At 63.1% G+C, this 14841-nt stretch carries 14 protein-coding genes and 1 tRNA gene; 4 read left to right on the top strand and 11 right to left on the bottom strand.

Going from position 1 to position 14841, the window contains the following annotated elements; all coding sequences use genetic code 11:
* Positions 1-255 precede the first annotated feature (255 nt).
* The 3 genes from NKI37_RS22620 to NKI37_RS22610 all read right to left on the bottom strand — a co-directional run bounded on the left by NKI37_RS22620 (position 256) and on the right by NKI37_RS22610 (position 5654).
* Positions 256-561, bottom strand: a complete 306-nt coding sequence (locus tag NKI37_RS22620) for a UBP-type zinc finger domain-containing protein (protein ID WP_023672079.1) — start codon at positions 559-561, stop codon at positions 256-258.
* The gene (locus NKI37_RS22615; RefSeq protein WP_352791068.1) at positions 561-2228 is read right to left on the bottom strand and encodes an FAD-dependent oxidoreductase; all 1668 of its coding nucleotides are present in this window, start codon (positions 2226-2228) and stop codon (positions 561-563) included. The genes NKI37_RS22620 and NKI37_RS22615 overlap by 1 nt, the downstream gene beginning before the upstream one ends.
* Positions 2229-2462: 234 nt before the next feature.
* Positions 2463-5654 (bottom strand): amino acid permease, encoded by a 3192-nt coding sequence (locus tag NKI37_RS22610; RefSeq protein ID WP_084567135.1) that lies wholly within the window; start codon positions 5652-5654, stop codon positions 2463-2465.
* Between the two features lie 385 nt (positions 5655-6039).
* Here NKI37_RS22610 and NKI37_RS22605 point away from each other — a divergent pair, with 385 nt between their 5' ends.
* The gene (locus tag NKI37_RS22605) at positions 6040-6465 is read left to right on the top strand and encodes a hypothetical protein (protein WP_352791065.1); all 426 of its coding nucleotides are present in this window, start codon (positions 6040-6042) and stop codon (positions 6463-6465) included.
* 70 nt (positions 6466-6535) lie between these two features.
* Here NKI37_RS22605 and NKI37_RS22600 read toward each other — a convergent pair whose 3' ends face one another.
* A complete protein-coding gene (locus NKI37_RS22600; protein ID WP_023681214.1) occupies positions 6536-6742 on the bottom strand; it encodes a hypothetical protein in 207 nt (68 codons plus the stop codon).
* A 74-nt stretch (positions 6743-6816) separates the two neighbouring features.
* Entirely contained in the window at positions 6817-7116 is a 300-nt protein-coding gene (locus NKI37_RS22595; RefSeq protein ID WP_023681215.1) for a DUF1236 domain-containing protein, read from the bottom strand.
* 206 nt (positions 7117-7322) lie between these two features.
* On the opposite strand from NKI37_RS22595, the gene NKI37_RS22590 reads away from it, so the two are divergent.
* The 3 genes from NKI37_RS22590 to NKI37_RS22580 all read left to right on the top strand — a co-directional run bounded on the left by NKI37_RS22590 (position 7323) and on the right by NKI37_RS22580 (position 8455).
* Complete coding sequence (locus NKI37_RS22590) at positions 7323-7553, top strand: hypothetical protein (protein ID WP_033001362.1); 231 nt, start codon at positions 7323-7325, stop codon at positions 7551-7553.
* Positions 7554-7601: 48 nt separating this feature from the next.
* Positions 7602-7910 carry a DUF1236 domain-containing protein gene (locus NKI37_RS22585; RefSeq protein WP_023672071.1) on the top strand — a complete coding sequence of 103 codons (309 nt, stop codon included), beginning with the start codon at positions 7602-7604 and terminating at the stop codon, positions 7908-7910.
* A gap of 200 nt (positions 7911-8110) precedes the next feature.
* Positions 8111-8455 carry a low affinity iron permease family protein gene (locus NKI37_RS22580; protein WP_023672069.1) on the top strand — a complete coding sequence of 115 codons (345 nt, stop codon included), beginning with the start codon at positions 8111-8113 and terminating at the stop codon, positions 8453-8455.
* A 101-nt stretch (positions 8456-8556) separates the two neighbouring features.
* Here NKI37_RS22580 and NKI37_RS22575 read toward each other — a convergent pair.
* The 6 genes from NKI37_RS22575 to mepA all read right to left on the bottom strand — a co-directional run bounded on the left by NKI37_RS22575 (position 8557) and on the right by mepA (position 14800).
* Positions 8557-8641, bottom strand: a tRNA-Leu gene (locus NKI37_RS22575).
* 299 nt (positions 8642-8940) lie between these two features.
* On the bottom strand, positions 8941-9561 hold the full coding sequence (locus NKI37_RS22570; RefSeq protein WP_023672068.1) for a 2,3-bisphosphoglycerate-dependent phosphoglycerate mutase: 621 nt from the start codon (positions 9559-9561) through the stop codon (positions 8941-8943).
* Between the two features lie 27 nt (positions 9562-9588).
* A complete protein-coding gene (dapB, locus tag NKI37_RS22565; protein WP_023747442.1) occupies positions 9589-10410 on the bottom strand; it encodes a 4-hydroxy-tetrahydrodipicolinate reductase in 822 nt (273 codons plus the stop codon).
* A complete protein-coding gene (locus NKI37_RS22560) occupies positions 10407-12266 on the bottom strand; it encodes an ABC transporter ATP-binding protein (protein ID WP_023681221.1) in 1860 nt (619 codons plus the stop codon). Before NKI37_RS22560 ends, dapB begins: the two co-directional genes overlap by 4 nt.
* A gap of 279 nt (positions 12267-12545) precedes the next feature.
* The gene (locus NKI37_RS22555; protein WP_023710339.1) at positions 12546-13565 is read right to left on the bottom strand and encodes a glucokinase; all 1020 of its coding nucleotides are present in this window, start codon (positions 13563-13565) and stop codon (positions 12546-12548) included.
* 152 nt (positions 13566-13717) lie between these two features.
* Positions 13718-14800, bottom strand: coding sequence for a penicillin-insensitive murein endopeptidase (gene mepA, locus NKI37_RS22550; RefSeq protein ID WP_460221917.1), 1083 nt, complete (start codon positions 14798-14800; stop codon positions 13718-13720).
* Positions 14801-14841 lie beyond the last annotated feature (41 nt).

Here is a 14841-nt window from a genome sequence, read left to right as displayed (position 1 = left end):
GCGCCTGCCCCCACTCCGTCCGCTTCGCGGCCACCTCTCCCCCATGTCCATGGGGGATGAGGAAACCCAAGCCTTTCAAGGCTGCGGCCTCGGTGGTTGGCATTTCCTCTCCCCCACGAATGTGGGGGTAGAGGTGGCTCGGCGAAGCCGAGGCGGAGTGGGGGCGCGCCCTATCCGATTGCCCTGACCTTCGGGCGGAAGCCATACACGATCGCCTTTGGTGCGATAAGGGCACAGCTGCCAGCCTGGCTCGCCTCAGAAAAACTTCGGGATCGGGCCGTTCTGCGGCGTCACGTCGCCTTCCAGGTCGATGAACGCCTCGTCGACAAAGCACCAGGCCCAGCCTTCCGGCGGGTCGTAGCCTTCGATGATCGGGTGCTTTGTGGCGTGGAAATGCTTGGTGGCGTGGCGGTTGGGCGAGTCGTCGCAGCAGCCGACATGGCCGCAGGTGCGGCACAGCCTGAGATGCACCCACATGGAGCCGCTCTTCAGGCACTCCTCGCAGCCGAGCGCGCTCGGCGTCACCGTCTTGATGTCGCGCGTGTGTTTGCATTCATCCATTATGCTCTCCTGGCCAGTTCGGGCGCTGCTGCGTTGGGTCGCGCGAGATACGCGTGCAAGGCAGCCACCACCTGGGCGCCTTCGCCGACGGCGGCGGCGACCCGCTTGACCGAGCCGGAGCGCACGTCGCCGATGGCGAACACGCCGCTGCGGCTGGTCTCCATCTGGCCCGCCCCTATGTCGGCGCCGGTGCGCACGAAGCCCCTGGCGTCGAGCGCGATATCGCACCCAGCCAGCCAATCGGTGTTGGGGTCGGCGCCGATGAACAGGAAGAGATGCTGGATCGGGCGCGTCTCGACGCCGCCGGGGTTGCGCCAGCGCAACTGGGTGAGATTGCCGCCTTCGCCTTCCAGCGCCTCGATCTCTGTCTCGCCAAGCACCTCGATGTTGGGTTGCGCCTCGATACGCTCGACCAGATAGCGCGACATGGTTTCCCTGAGGCCGCCGCGGCGCGCCAGCATCGTCACCTTGCGGACCTGGCTGGCGAGATAGACCGCCGCCTGCCCCGCCGAATTGCCGGCGCCGACCAGCGCCACTTCTTGCCCTGTGCATAGCCGCGCCTCGATCGGCGAGGCCCAGTAATGCACCGACGTGCCCTCGAACTCGGCCAGCTTGGCGACGTCGAGGCGGCGGTAGCGCGCGCCGCTGGCGATCACCACCGTGCGTGCGCGCAGGCTTTCACCGTCGCCGACGGCGAGCGTGTAGCCCTCGCCTGCTGCACCGAGCAGCTTGGCCTCGTCGGGGATGACTATTTCGACGCCGAATTTCTGCGCCTGGTTGTAGGCGCGCGCCATCAGCGCCATGCCGGAAATGCCGGTGGGGAAACCCAGATAGTTCTCTATGCGCGCGGAGGCGCCGGCCTGGCCGCCGAAGGCGCGGCAATCGAGCACGATGGTCGACAGCCCTTCGGATGCCGCATAGACCGCGGCCGCCAGCCCCGCCGGTCCGGCGCCGACAATGGCGACGTCATAGACCATGTCGGGATCGATCGGCCGCAGCAGGCCGATGCAGCGGGCAAGTTCGGTTTCGCCGGGATTGTGCATCAGCTTGCCGTTGGGGCAGAGCACGATCGGCAGATGGTGCGGGTCGACATGAAAATGCTCAATCAGCGTCTTGGCGCACGGGTCGCTGTCGGAATCGAGCGCGCGGTGCGGCTGGCCGCTGCGGCGCAGAAATCCCTGCAGCCGCAGCGTGTCGCCATTGCCGGCCGGGCCGATGACGACCGGCCCGCTCGAGCCGCTTTCCAGAAGCCCGACGCGGCGCAGGATCAGCGCCCGCATGATCCGCTCGCCAAGGCTTGCCTCCTGCACCATCAGGTCGCGCAGCCGCTGCGAGGGGATGACGAAGGCCTCGACCGGCTCGGCCGCCTCCGCATTGACCAGCGACGGCCGGCTGGAAAGCTGCGCCAGCTCGCCGATGAAATTGCCGGGACCATGAGTGACGATGGTCTCGCGCCGGCCGGGCCTGACATCCTGGGTGATATCGACCGTGCCCGACAGGATGACGATCAGCCCCGGCGCCACGGTGCCGGCGGTGACGATATGCTCGCCGGCGGCATAGGAACTCGCCTCGCCGAACCGGCGCGTGCGCTCGATATCGGCGTCGCCCAGGATAGGAAACATCTGGTCGCGGCGGGTGACGGTGATCGGCTGGGTGGGTGGGGCCATAGATAGAACGTAGCGCCGAGACGGCCGGGTTTGAAGTGGTTTGTTGGAGGACTGGCCGGAAGGGGAGGTGGCTCCCGCGCCATCTGGTTCGGATGCTTCGCATGGCCCCGCGCTGCAAGGCAAACAGCGCGCCGACCAGTGCGACCTTTGTAAGGGCGAGCCCGAGCAGTACCGTCGGCAGTCCTCGCTCACCGGTGTGTTGCAGGAGCAGCGCGCCGACGAACGGCGCCGCGGCTATCGCGTTACGCCAAGCGCCTGGGGTGCGGTGGTATCCTCGGGCTCCCCGAAGGCAGATCCCGGCGAAAGCCCATTCGTCACATCTTTGTAGAGCGCTATCGGATGCGGGCGCCCCACCAGATATCCTTGGATTTCGGGACATCCTTCCCTCATCAGGAAGGCACGCTCGTCCTCTGTTTCGACACCCTCCGCGATGACAGGCAAGGCCAGCGCATTCCCCAGGCTGAGTATCGTGCGCACGATGGCGGCCGATTGGACATTCGAACCGACACCCGAAACAAAACTGCGATCGATCTTGATCTTGTCGAATGGAAACGCCTGCAGCGAGGACAGCGAGGCATACCCGGTGCCAAAATCATCCATCGAGACCCTGACGCCCAACGCCTTCAACCTCCGCAAAACCGACAAGGCGGTTGCCCGGTCGCGGATGAGAACCCCTTCCGTGATTTCCAGTTCCAGCCGCCCCGGAGCAAGGCCGGTCTCGTAGAGGATAGAATGAACGAGGCCTACCAGGTCCCCGAAACGGAACTGCACGGGAGAGAGGTTGACGGCGATCTGCAGCGGTGAGGGCCAGGAGGCCGCGTCTCTGCACGCCTGCCTGAGCGTCCATTCACCTATCTCAACGATCGTGCCATCCTGTTCGGCAAGCGAGACAAACGCGTTTGGGGAGATGAGCCCATGTTTTGGATGGTGCCATCGGGCGAGTGCCTCGAAACCGAAGATTTCGCCGTCTATCCTGGCTTGCGGCTGGTAATGAAGCACAAGTTCGCCATGGCCGACCGCAGAGCGCAAATCTCGCTGCAAGGCGTAGCGCTCTCTTAGTCGCTTATCCATCTCAGGATCGAAGAATTGCACCATTCGACGGCCGTCCGCCTTGGCCCGGTAGAGCGCTGCGTCGGCATTTGCCATCAGCGCCGCTGCATTCTCTCCGTCTTTCGGATAGATCGCCGCCCCGATGCTCACCCCGATCGAAATGTGCTGGCCCCGGATCTCGAATTTGCCTGCCGCCGATTCGAACAGACGGTCCGCAACGTCCTTGGCACTCGCGGACCGGTCATCCATGGCCAGGACAACCGTGAATTCGTCGCCGCCCATGCGCGCGATAAAGGCCTCAGGCGCCGCAGTTTGGAGACGCCGGGAGATGGTGCAAAGCAGATCGTCGCCGGCGGCGTGCCCGAAAACGTCGTTCGCCTCTTTAAAATGGTCAAGGTCGATGCTGAAGACGGCAAAGCTGGCGTGCGTTGCTTTTGCACGCTCGAGCGTCGTGGCCAGGTGTGCTGCAAGCGCGGCTCGGTTCGCCAGGCCGGTAAGCGGATCGTGGTGCGCGAGATGCGCGATTTCCTCGTGCCGTGCCATCAGTTCGCTGCGCGCTACGTTCATGTTCTCGCGCGCGTCGTCCAGGCCGTGGGCGGCTTCCCTCACCTTGTCCTGGAGCAGGTTGAAGCTTTCGGCCATCTCTCCAAGTTCGTCACGAGAGTTTACCGTAACCGGCATGATGTTCACGGAGGCGTGCGCCGCAGCGAGGTCTCCCCGCCCCAGGGCGACCATGGCAAGAGAGAAATCCTTCAGCGTTCCGGAGGTCAGACGCTTTGCCGCGTTGCTCACCTCGGTTGCCGAATGGGTGATCATTCCCGGCAAGATCAGGCCAACGCTGATGGTCAGCAGCGCGACAACGACAAAAATGTCCTCCAGCGCGGCGACCAATGAAGTGTCGCCTTGGGGAACGCTGCCGATCGCCAGGAAATAGCCGGCACCGTCAAGCACGAGCACAAAAAGCATGGCTCCGGTAAGCTTCAGGTGAAGCGTATGTGGCAGCAAGGGTAGACCGAGTGCGTATCGATCCTCCATCGTGCGCCAGGCGTAGAGCGCAGCACCCGAATATGCCAAAGCCAGACCGAACAGGACGGTAGGAAGGCCAAATTGCTGAAATCCCAGTATGGCGGTCAACAGCCATATTGCAGCCGCGCCTACGCCAAGGATGATCGTTCCCCTGGGAGCCCGGAAGGGTCGCTCGGCTTCGGGACTGTCACGGCGCAAGAGCCAGACTGCGATGTTTGGCATGCAGATGCTGATCAGGTACGTGAAATTGGCCGCGGCGATCATCCAGAGCGGATACCCGCACAGCATGAAGCCGATTGCCGCGGCAGCTGTGAGCAGCGTTGCCGCCCAGGGACAATCTGTTGAGGTGCGCCTGGCCAGGAAGCTCGGCAGCAGGCCGTCTTCGCTCAGCTGCGCAAGGGTCCGCGCGGCGCCTGCCAATGGCTGCAACGTTCCATGGAACATGTTCAGCATGATGAGCCAGATGGCGGCCGCCTTGCCGAAACTCCCCAACAAGGGCGCAAAGGTAGGCCCAAGAGCTATGGCGAGGTCGGTGCCGAGCGGCTCCGGCCCGAGCACACCCAGCCAGACAACCGGCAGGACCAGGAAATAGACGCCGGCCATTGCGGCGCTGGCCCACATCGCCAGAGGAATGTTGCGGTTGGGATCGATGGTTTCGCCAACATGGCAGGCTGCAGCCTCAAATGCCGGTGCGGCAAACCCGATCAGGTACAGTCCCGCCATCACCGACGTGATGTCGCCGAACAGGCCGGTAAACGGGCTGGTCAGGGCAAAATCCGTCGCCTGCCGCCAGTCGACCGAGCCACTGATGACCGGGACGAGGGATGAGAGAAACGCAAGCGTCGCGGAGGCCGTGGCGATCGGGATCGCCAGTTGGACCACCCACTTGATTCCACACAGGTTGACCGCCGTAAAGAATGCGATAAGCCCGCAGGCGACCGCCTCCACGGGGAGGCCCGGCAGGTACCATTGCTGGATTGCAGACGCTGAAAGAACCGCTGTCAGTCCGCAGGTCGGCACCCAACCCCACCAATAGCAGGTGCCCGTCAGAGCCGAGAGAACGGGACTGTAAGGTCGGAAGGCTTCGGCGCACGCTGCGGAGATACCGCCGACGCGGTTTGGCCACATGAGAACCAATTCGGTCCACGCCGGTGCGGCGGCCCAGCTTAGAAGCAGACCAACAACGAGCAAAGGAACCGCGGCGCTTCCTTGCCCGGGAATATTCCCCTGGCCGACAAAAAGGGCGGCAATCAGAAACAGGCTTTGATTGCTGCCACCCATGGCGAGCGCTGTCGTGCCCATCCATCCCAAGGTTCTCGGGTGCGGTCGTGAAGGCGTGAGGCCCGGCATTCAGAGACATCCATTCGAGTGCGGAGCGCTGTCTGACTGGGAAATGTAACCTGCGGAGATATGTCTGTCGAACGTCACGCTCCCAAGTCAAAGTTGGACCTTAGGCGAGACATATTAAGACTTCCTACCAAACCAGATCCGCCTGATGATCACTGTCAACTTGCGGTGGCTGCGGTTCAATCATGCTGATGCCGGCCCCAAGGCCTTGATCTCCTCAGATCTGGGATGTCATTTCCAATTTTATCTATCGCCCACTATGGAAGAGCGATCGAATAGTCGCGAATACAGCCTAATATCGATTATTATCGACAAATCTCGTGATTGCGGCGCTATCATCCGAAGGCGGCTGAAATCGACTGTAGATCGCTAATCACATTGACCGCTTTTGACTTCGTACCTCGCCATCGCGGGCAAAGACCGAGACTTCACGCCGTGCCTCAAGCTGGAGCTAACTTGTGCGAGCACGCCCATAGCCCTGCGTTGCAGGGCAAACAGCGCGCCGACCACGCTGGGCGCGGCGGTCGGCCTCGGCGCGCTGGTGGGTCCTTCCCAGGCCGGCGCCCGTACGGTCGATATGGCGATCGCTCGCTACCATCATCCGATCTGCACCAAACTGGCCTCGGTGACATTTCTGACCATAGGCGTGGCGACGCTCTGGACCGGCCTGCCCGGTTCTGCCGGCCGCGGTGATTTTCTATGGCGCCCGCATCGGCTAGCATGGCCGAGTATCGTCACATGCGGCGACATGGTGTTCTGGACGATGCTTGGACGCGACCTCGCCAGCGGGCACGCCTTCGACGCCGGCCCGTAGCAGGAATGTGTTCAGCACCAGAACACTTGGGATCAGCGTTGCGGGAGCCTGCACACGTGAGTACTCCGCCTCACAAGCCTTCCGGCTGGTCCTCGAGGACGAACGACGCTGCAATCAGGTCATCGCCGCTGATGCGGCCACTGCCGCCAACCATGATGGATGCGACTTTCTGAAAGGTCTTCATGTCGGCCTCTGTTATGCGCGCATCGCGCATTCTCGCCCTGAGAGAACCCAAGCGGGTATCAAGGGCTGGCGATGTCTCGACGTCATCGATCATCTTCGATCATCCTGGAGCGCAATGTGAAATCCGCTGCCCGCCGCCATGGCCGGCGGCGGGCGGCAGCTATTCGATCAGTCGTAGACCTTCACAATTTTCCGGGTGCTGGGATCGACCAGGACGGTGCGGTTGTCGACCACGACGTAGCGGTATTTGACGTTGGGAACTTCGTGCAGCTCGACCGTATCAGGCAAGGCACTGCCGACGTTCAGCTCCACGCCCGGGATCTTCACCGAAGCCAGCGGCTGCTTTTTCACGTATTCGCGGACGACCGTATCCTGCTCCGGTGTGATGACGACATCCTGAGCTGCGGCGGCGCCGACCCCAGCCAAAAGCAACAAGCCTGCAGCGGCACTTGCAAAGTGGATTTTCATGGTTTTCTCCTCGCGTAATCCGGCGACGGCACCACGCCTGTTCGCCGAGGGACCGAACTTGAGATCAGCCAGATTGTTCCTGTGACTTCAGTCCGCGGCGAACCAGACCAAAGTCGGATATCAGCTAAGACCCAAGTCCCGAGGCGGAACGTTCAAGCGGGGCAGGCGTTTCCCAAATGCAACTAAATAAAACAGGAGAGGAACACATGGCAGACGGCCCAACTGTTGTTAATTCTGGGGGTGGCGGCGGCACTGCGATTGCTGTTGTTCTTGCACTTATTGCGGTCGTAGTGTTGCTTATTTTTACCGGCGTCATCAATATCCGCGGCGACGGCGGCAAGGATATCAACGTCAAAGTTGAAGCGCCAAAGGTGGAAGCTCCGGCTGCACCCGCAAAGCCTGCGGCACCTGCCCCAGCCCCTGCGAGTGGCGGCTGATCTGCTCGTATCCACGCTTCCGAACTGACCTATGAAAAGGAAATTCCCATGACCAGGTATTTCGTCAGCGCCGCCGGCGCCCTCGTCCTTATGGCGGGCATCGGCACCTCGTTTGCCGAGGATGTTATTGTTCTCAAGCCCGAACAACAGACGGTCGTTCGCGAATATATCCATAAGCAGAAGCTGGCCTCAGTCAGTTTGCTCGGCGTCGAACTCAACGTCGGCACGGCACTTCCCGACACTGTCGAGCTCCACGCAATCGACGTTCCGGATGTCCGCTACAAGTATACGGTTGTCGGAGATCACGCGGTTCTCGTCGATCCCGACACGCGCAAGGTCGTGCAGATCATCGAGTAACGCGCGAGCCCGCCGCTCCGATCAGGAGCGGCGGGCTTTGGCTGCGCTGTGAAGGCTCTATGGGCGGCCGTTTTCTGAACGGGAGGATGTCTGATGTTTAGCGACAAGGAAACTTGGGTCCTGGAAGCTGCCTTACTCGCGGCAATTCCAATTTGCGTAGCCGTCACCGCACTCGTGGCATTTTTGACCGCGGCCTGGATATGAACCGCTTTCTCTTTGTGATGGGCGACTTTCTATCCCGGCCACCGGGCTTCTATGTCCTTCTTGTAGCCATGCTGCTCTGTACTGCGTTGGTGCCATTCGGCCTGACGAATGTGGTCACCTACGCATTGTCGGTAGCGGCCATCGTGATCACCGGCGTTGTGCTGATCCAGGGTTACCGCGACACGGCCGCCATTCACGCCAAGCTTGATGAGATTATCGTTTCGCTGAATGAGACCAGAAACGATGTCGTCGGCTTGGAGCATGCCGAGCCGGAGGAGATTCGGGAGAAGCTCCAGACACTCGAAGAAGAAGCAATGAAAGCGGTTCGCCCGCCGCATTGACCCTCCGCTGGACAATCTGTCATCCATCAGCAAAAAAGCCCGGGAACCGGGCTTTTTTGCTTCGCGTCTAAATCATTTCGGACTTATCCGAAACGGGAATTTGGTGCCCAGAAGAGGACTCGAACCTCCACTCCTTGCGGAACACGGACCTGAACCGTGCGCGTCTACCAATTCCGCCATCTGGGCTGGTGCGGGCTCATGTAAGCGGGCAAACGATATGTGTCAACGCGCTTTTTCGAGGGCCTCTGCCTGCCGGCTTAGTTTCCCGGGGGTCAGCGCCGCCCCTCACCTGCCTGCCGGCATCCTCTCCCCGTACAGTGACGGGGAGAGGGGCGCTCTCATCGATGATTTTCGCCGGTCACCTGCGTCACAAGAAGAGCGCCGAGGCTGCGGCCAGCCCTTTCTCCCCGTCACTATACCGGGAGAACTGCCCGGCAGGGCAATGAGGGGCAGCGCCGACTTGGCGAATGCGCTGGCCGAAAACCTCACCCCTCCAGCACGTCCTTCGACGCCACGGTGGAATCGGCGTTGAGCTTGTAGATCACCGGCACGCCGGTGCCGAGCTCGAGCTTGACGATCTCCTCGCCGCTCTTGCCGTCCAGCGCCATGATCAGCGCGCGCAGCGAATTGCCATGCGCGGCGACCAGCACGGTGCCGCCTTTCAGAACATGCGACTGCATGTCGTGCAGGTAATAGGGCCAGACGCGGGCGCCGGTGTCCTTCAGGCTTTCGCCGCCGGGCGGCGGCACGTCGTAGGAGCGGCGCCAGATGTGCACCTGCTCCTCGCCCCACTTCTGGCGCGCGTCGTCCTTGTTGAGGCCGGAGAGATCGCCATAGTCGCGCTCGTTCAGCGCCTGGTCGCGGATCGTCTTCAAATCGCTCTGGCCGACCGCGTCGAGAATGTGCTGGCAGGTCTTCTGCGCCCGGATCAGCGCCGAGGTGAAGGCAATGTCGAATTTCAAGCCGCGTGCCTTGAGCTTCTGGCCGGCTTCCTTGGCCTCCTTGTGGCCCTGCTCGGTAAGGTCGACATCGCGCCAGCCGGTGAACAGGTTCTTCAGATTCCATTCGCTCTGGCCGTGGCGCACGAGCACGAGAGTTCCCGACATGTTTGCTCCTTCAAAATTATGGATGGTTTAGCTCAAGCCGAGCACGTCCCGCATGGAATAAAGTCCGGGCTTTTTACCGCGCGCCCAGAGCGCGGCCTTGACCGCGCCGCGGGCAAAGATGGCGCGGTCCTCGGCATGGTGCGACAGCGTGATGCGCTCGCCGGTCCCGGCCAGGATGACGCTGTGGTCGCCGACCACCGAGCCACCGCGCAAGCTGGCAAAGCCGATCGTTCCTGGCTTGCGCACGCCGGTATGGCCGTCGCGTGACCGCACATCGTTGCCGGCAAGGGAAATGCCGCGTCCCGCCGCCGCCGCTTCGCCGAGCAGCAAGGCGGTGCCCGAGGGCGCGTCGACCTTGTGCTTGTGATGCATTTCGAGGATCTCGATGTCGAAATCCTCTGGACCGAGCGCGCGCGCGGCCTGCCCGACCAGCACCGCCAGAAGATTGACGCCGAGGCTCATATTGCCGGATTTGACGATCGTCGCGTGGCGCGCCGCGGCCTCGATCCTGGCGTCGTCTTCCGCCGAGCAGCCGGTGGTGCCGATGACATGGGCAATGCGTGCCTGCGCGGCATAGCCTGCGAATTCGACGGTGGCTGCCGGCATGGTGAAATCGAGCACGCCGTCGGCCTTGGCGAACACCGGCAGCGGATCGTCGCCGATCGTCACATTGATGATGCCGATGCCGGCAAGCTCGCCCGCATCCCTGCCGAGATAGGGCGATCCGGTTCGTTCGACCGCGCCGACGACGCGGGCGCCGGGGATCGAATGGATGGCGCGGATCAGCGTCTGGCCCATGCGGCCGGCCGCCCCCACCACCACCAGGCCCATTTCGCTGGATTCGCTCATGCTGTTCTCCCCACCGCCTTCTTGGCGCGGCTGCGCCGGACCGGAGTTTGGACGGGCTTCGAGTCGTCGACAAGCCCCAGTCCGTTCTTGCCTTGAATGCGGTGGAAGCGGGCGTAGACACTGTTTGGATCGGCCATCAGTGCGGCATGGGTGCCTTCCTCGACCAGGCGCCCCTCTTCAAGCACGATAATGTGGTCGGCGTTGACGACCGTCGACAGGCGATGCGCTATCACGATGGTGGTGCGCCCTTCCATCACGTGGGTCAGGGCCTCCTGGACGCGCGCCTCGGCCTCGTTGTCGAGCGCCGAGGTCGCTTCGTCGAGCAAAAGGATCGGCGCGTTGCGCACGATCGCCCGCGCAATCGAGACGCGCTGGCGCTGGCCGCCGGAAAGGGTCGAGCCGCCCTCGCCGACGGGCGTGTCGTAGCCCTGCGGCTGCTGACGGATGAACTCGTCGGCCGCCGCCAGCACCGCCGCCCGCTCGATCTCGGCGTCGGTCGCCGAAAGTCGGCCAAAACGGATGTTGTCGCGTATGCTGCCTTCGAACAGATAGGGCGCCTGCGAGACATAGGCGATCGAGCCGCGCAGCGAGTGCTTGGTGACTTTGGAAATGTCCTGGCCATCGATCTCGATCGAACCCTTGTCGACATCGTAGAAGCGCTGCAGCAGCGCCACGAGCGTCGTCTTGCCGGCACCCGAGGCCCCGACCACCGCCGTAACCTTGCCGGCCGCGGCGGTGAAACTCAGGTTCCTGATCACCGGCATGTCGGCGCTGTAGCCGAACGTCACATTGTCGAAGCGAACCTCGCCGGTGGTGATCCTGGCTTCGACCGCGTCGGGCGCATCGCCCTGTTTAGGCTCCAGGTCGAGCAGCTCGTAAATCATCCGGGCGTTGACCAGGGCACGTTCCATACCGACCTGCGTACGAGCCAGGCGCCGTGCCGGATCGTAGGCCATGATCAGCGCGGTGATGAAGGAAAACACAGCGCCTGGTGGTTGTCCGAGCACCAGCGCCCGGTAGCCGGAATAGGCAAGGACGGAGGTAATGGCGAGACCGCCCAAAATCTCGGAAATCGGCGACAGCCGCTCCGCGACCCGGGCGATCTTGTTGTTACGCTGCTCGGCCGTATCGGCCATGATGCCGATCCGGCGCGCCAGCTCGGCTTCCAGGGTGAAGGCCTTGACGATGGCGATGCCTTGCGTGGCCTCCTGTACGGACCCGTTCAGCCGCGAGTTGATCAGCACCGATTCCCGGTTGATGCGCCGCAATCGGCGGGTGATGTAGACGACGGCCCAGATCAGCGGCGGCCCGATCAGCAGCGAGCTGAGCGACAACACCGGATCCTGGTAGATCATGACGCCGACGAGGGCGATCAGCGAGACCGCGTCGCGGCTGATGGAGGTCAGCGTCAGCGACAGCAGATCGCGAACGCCGCCGACATTCTCGTTGACCTGTGCCGCCAGCCGACCGGAACGCGTATCGTTGAAGAAGTCGACGCCGAGCTTCATCAGGTGGTCGAAGCTGCGCTTCTGGTAGCGGGCGACCAGATTGTTGCCGATCTTGGCCAACGCGACCGCCTGGCCGTAACCGGCGAAGCCGCGCAGTACGGAGGCGGCCATGAACCCGGCGCAGATCCAGACGATCATGTCGCCGCGTCGTTCGTAGAAGATCTCGTTGATCATCGGGGCCATGATCCACGCCGTGAAGGCGGTGGTGGCGGAAACAATCAGCAGGCAGCCGACGGCAACGACATAGGTCCAGCGATATTCACTGCCGTTTTCGGCCAGGATGCGGCGCAGCACCGCAGTGACCTCAGCTGGCTGGACTTTCAGTTTGAGTGGACTTTGAGCGGTCAAATCGCGGGCGCTTCGTGGTTTGCTAGAGCATGATGCCGAAAAGTGTGAAGCGGTTTTCGGACGACATCATGCTCTATCTCTTTGATTTAGAGCCGGATTCAGATTTCAGGTCGATTCGATCCGAAATCATCAGGCCCTAGGGATGCCAGGCTGGAATTCGGCCCCTCTTAGCGCCCCGGCTACGGCTTGCCTATGGCGAAACTTCGTCGCGGCCCGAGGTTGGGGTCACGAAAGCGGCAGCCATTTCCAAGAAAATACCCGTTTTCGGGACGAAATGGATCATGCCCGCCAGCGCCGCCCCGCGGTCTGGACGCCGAACAGCGAAGGGTTGCGGGCATAGGCGGCAAGGCCCAGAAGTGCCGCCAGCGGGTGGGTGATGACATAGACCGGCATCGAGGCCATCAGCGCGCTGTGCGGCGCCTTGTCCTCGAAGGCGGCGCGGAAATTGCCTTCCTTCAGCGCGGGCACGATCTTTTGCGCGATGCCGCCGGTCAAGAACACGCCGCCGCGGCTCATGAACACCAGCGCGAGGTCGCCGGCGGTGCGGCCGAGGCAGGTGACGAACAGCGCCAGCGCTTCCTCGGCGACCGCATCGGTCTTGGCCAGGGCCGCCCCGGTGATTTCGGCCGGCGTGGTGAACGGCGCCGGCTTGCCGTCGGCCTTGGCGACCGCCCGGTAGACATTGACCAGACCGCGCCCGCACAGGATCTGCTCGCCCGAAATGCGGCCGTCCAGCTTTTCGATATGCGGGAACACCTCGAAATCGCGCGGCGTCCGCGGACCGATATCCATGTGGCCGCCTTCGCCAGGCACCGGTATCCAGTGGTGGAGGGCATGAACCAACCCGGCGACGCCGAGGCCGGTGCCGGGACCGAGCACGACACGCCCGGCATTCTCCTCCGGCGTGCCGCCGCCGATCTTTTCCATGTGCTCTTCGCCGAGCGCCACGACGGCCAGCGCCTGCGCCTCGAAATCGTTGAGCACGACGATGTCGCCCAGGCCCAGATTGGCAAACATCTGCTTCGGCTTCACCACCCAGGGACAATTGGTAAGCGGGATCTCGTCGCCATCGACTGGTCCGGCGATGGCCAGCACTGCCGAATTCGGCCGGATGGACGACCGGTCGAGCACCGCCGCCTGGATCGCCTCGTCTATGGTGGCGAAATTGGCGGTTTGCACGATATGCGGCTCACCGGCTTCCGAATTTGCGTCGAGCACGATCGAAAAGCGCGCATTGGTGCCGCCGATGTCGCCGATCAGCACTGGAAACCGCAACGCGGTGTCGTCGTCGCCTGACATGCTCTTGCTCGTCCCCTTTGCGGCGCCGTTGCGACCGTTTCAATCGCCCGGTTTTCAATCGCCCGGTTTTTCAATCGCCCGGTGTTCAATCGCCCGGTGTTCAATCGATTGACTAGCGCATGGCCCCGGAAAGGGAAAGCGTCAGTTCGCCATCACTGTCCGACGTTTGCCGGCGGCCGTCGCCTTGGCAGGGGAATGCCGATCTCCGGCGTGGCGGTGAAGGCGTTGGCTGCGTTTGGCAAGCCGCCCGCATTGCCCGCAATAGGCGGAGGCGCGTCGGGTTCCGGCGCCCTGGCGGCGATCGGCACGCCGCCGCCGCGATAGGTGACGGCTTCGGCCGAGTCCGCGTCGGGCTGGTCAAGCACGAACTGGCATTGTTTCGGCAGGTTCGCCATCGTCATCAGGTCGCGCGCCTTGGGCGCATCCGGGTTCTTGTTGGGGCGCCACGGCTCCTCGGTAAACCACCAGGCCAGCGGCTTGCCGCAGCCGTCATCGTCGGGCGTCGCTTCCTGTCCCTTGCAGTTGGGCGAACCCGGCTGGCAGCCGATGCGGATGTGGAAATGATAGTCATGGCCCCAGAACGGCCGGATTTTTCTCAGCCAGGTACGGTCGCCGGTGACGGTGTCGCACAGCTTCTTCTTGATCCCAGGATTGACCAGGATGCGCTCGACTTCCGGATAGCTCGCCGCGCGCTTCAACAGCTTGGTATGCATCGGCTTCCACAGCCTGTCCTTCACCAGATGCGTCTTGTCGTCGACCATCAGCGTGGCGCTGATGTTTTCGCGCTCCTGGGTGGTGAGCTTGCGGTCGGGCATTGGCGTCAGCCAGATGTCGGCGTCGAGGCCGATCTGGTGCGAGGCGTGCCCGGTCAGCATCGGCCCGCCGCGCGGCTGCGAAATGTCGCCGATCAGAAGCCCCGGCCAGCCGTCGGCGGCGGCATCGCGCGACAGTTTCTCGATCAGCGCAATCATCGTTGGATGACCCCAGCGCCGGTTGCGCGAGGGACGCATCACCTCCCAGTTCTGGCCGTCCATCGGAATGGCGACGCCGCCGGTGAAGCAGCCCTTTGAATAGAAGCCGAAGGATTGCGCCGCAGCCACCGCCGGCAGCTTCTTGGCGCCGAACAGGTCTTTTGCCCGTGGCTCGGCCGTGATTGCGCCCGCCACCAGCCCGGCCAGCGCCACGATCGCCAGCGCCGCCGTCAGGAACGGCCGTCTGCCGGTCAAGGATCGCATCGAAATCGTCATGAACCCCACTGCAAAAGTCCGCAACACAA

Origin of the sequence: Mesorhizobium sp. M0626 (assembly GCF_040320665.1) — a bacterium.
GTDB lineage: Bacteria > Pseudomonadota > Alphaproteobacteria > Rhizobiales > Rhizobiaceae > Mesorhizobium.
Note: the sequence above shows the minus strand (reverse complement) of the source record. Positions and strands in the feature narration are given on the sequence as shown.

Coding starts and splice junctions, on each gene's coding strand:
- NKI37_RS22620 (WP_023672079.1), bottom strand. CDS start 561: ATGGATGAATGCAAACACACGCGCGACATCAAGACGGTGACGCCGAGC.
- NKI37_RS22615 (WP_352791068.1), bottom strand. CDS start 2,228: ATGGCCCCACCCACCCAGCCGATCACCGTCACCCGCCGCGACCAGATG.
- NKI37_RS22610 (WP_084567135.1), bottom strand. CDS start 5,654: ATGCCGGGCCTCACGCCTTCACGACCGCACCCGAGAACCTTGGGATGG.
- NKI37_RS22600 (WP_023681214.1), bottom strand. CDS start 6,742: ATGATCGATGACGTCGAGACATCGCCAGCCCTTGATACCCGCTTGGGT.
- NKI37_RS22595 (WP_023681215.1), bottom strand. CDS start 7,116: ATGAAAATCCACTTTGCAAGTGCCGCTGCAGGCTTGTTGCTTTTGGCT.
- NKI37_RS22590 (WP_033001362.1), top strand. CDS start 7,323: ATGGCAGACGGCCCAACTGTTGTTAATTCTGGGGGTGGCGGCGGCACT.
- NKI37_RS22585 (WP_023672071.1), top strand. CDS start 7,602: ATGACCAGGTATTTCGTCAGCGCCGCCGGCGCCCTCGTCCTTATGGCG.
- NKI37_RS22580 (WP_023672069.1), top strand. CDS start 8,111: ATGAACCGCTTTCTCTTTGTGATGGGCGACTTTCTATCCCGGCCACCG.
- NKI37_RS22570 (WP_023672068.1), bottom strand. CDS start 9,561: ATGTCGGGAACTCTCGTGCTCGTGCGCCACGGCCAGAGCGAATGGAAT.
- dapB (WP_023747442.1), bottom strand. CDS start 10,410: ATGAGCGAATCCAGCGAAATGGGCCTGGTGGTGGTGGGGGCGGCCGGC.
- NKI37_RS22555 (WP_023710339.1), bottom strand. CDS start 13,565: ATGTCAGGCGACGACGACACCGCGTTGCGGTTTCCAGTGCTGATCGGC.
- mepA (WP_460221917.1), bottom strand. CDS start 14,800: ATGCGATCCTTGACCGGCAGACGGCCGTTCCTGACGGCGGCGCTGGCG.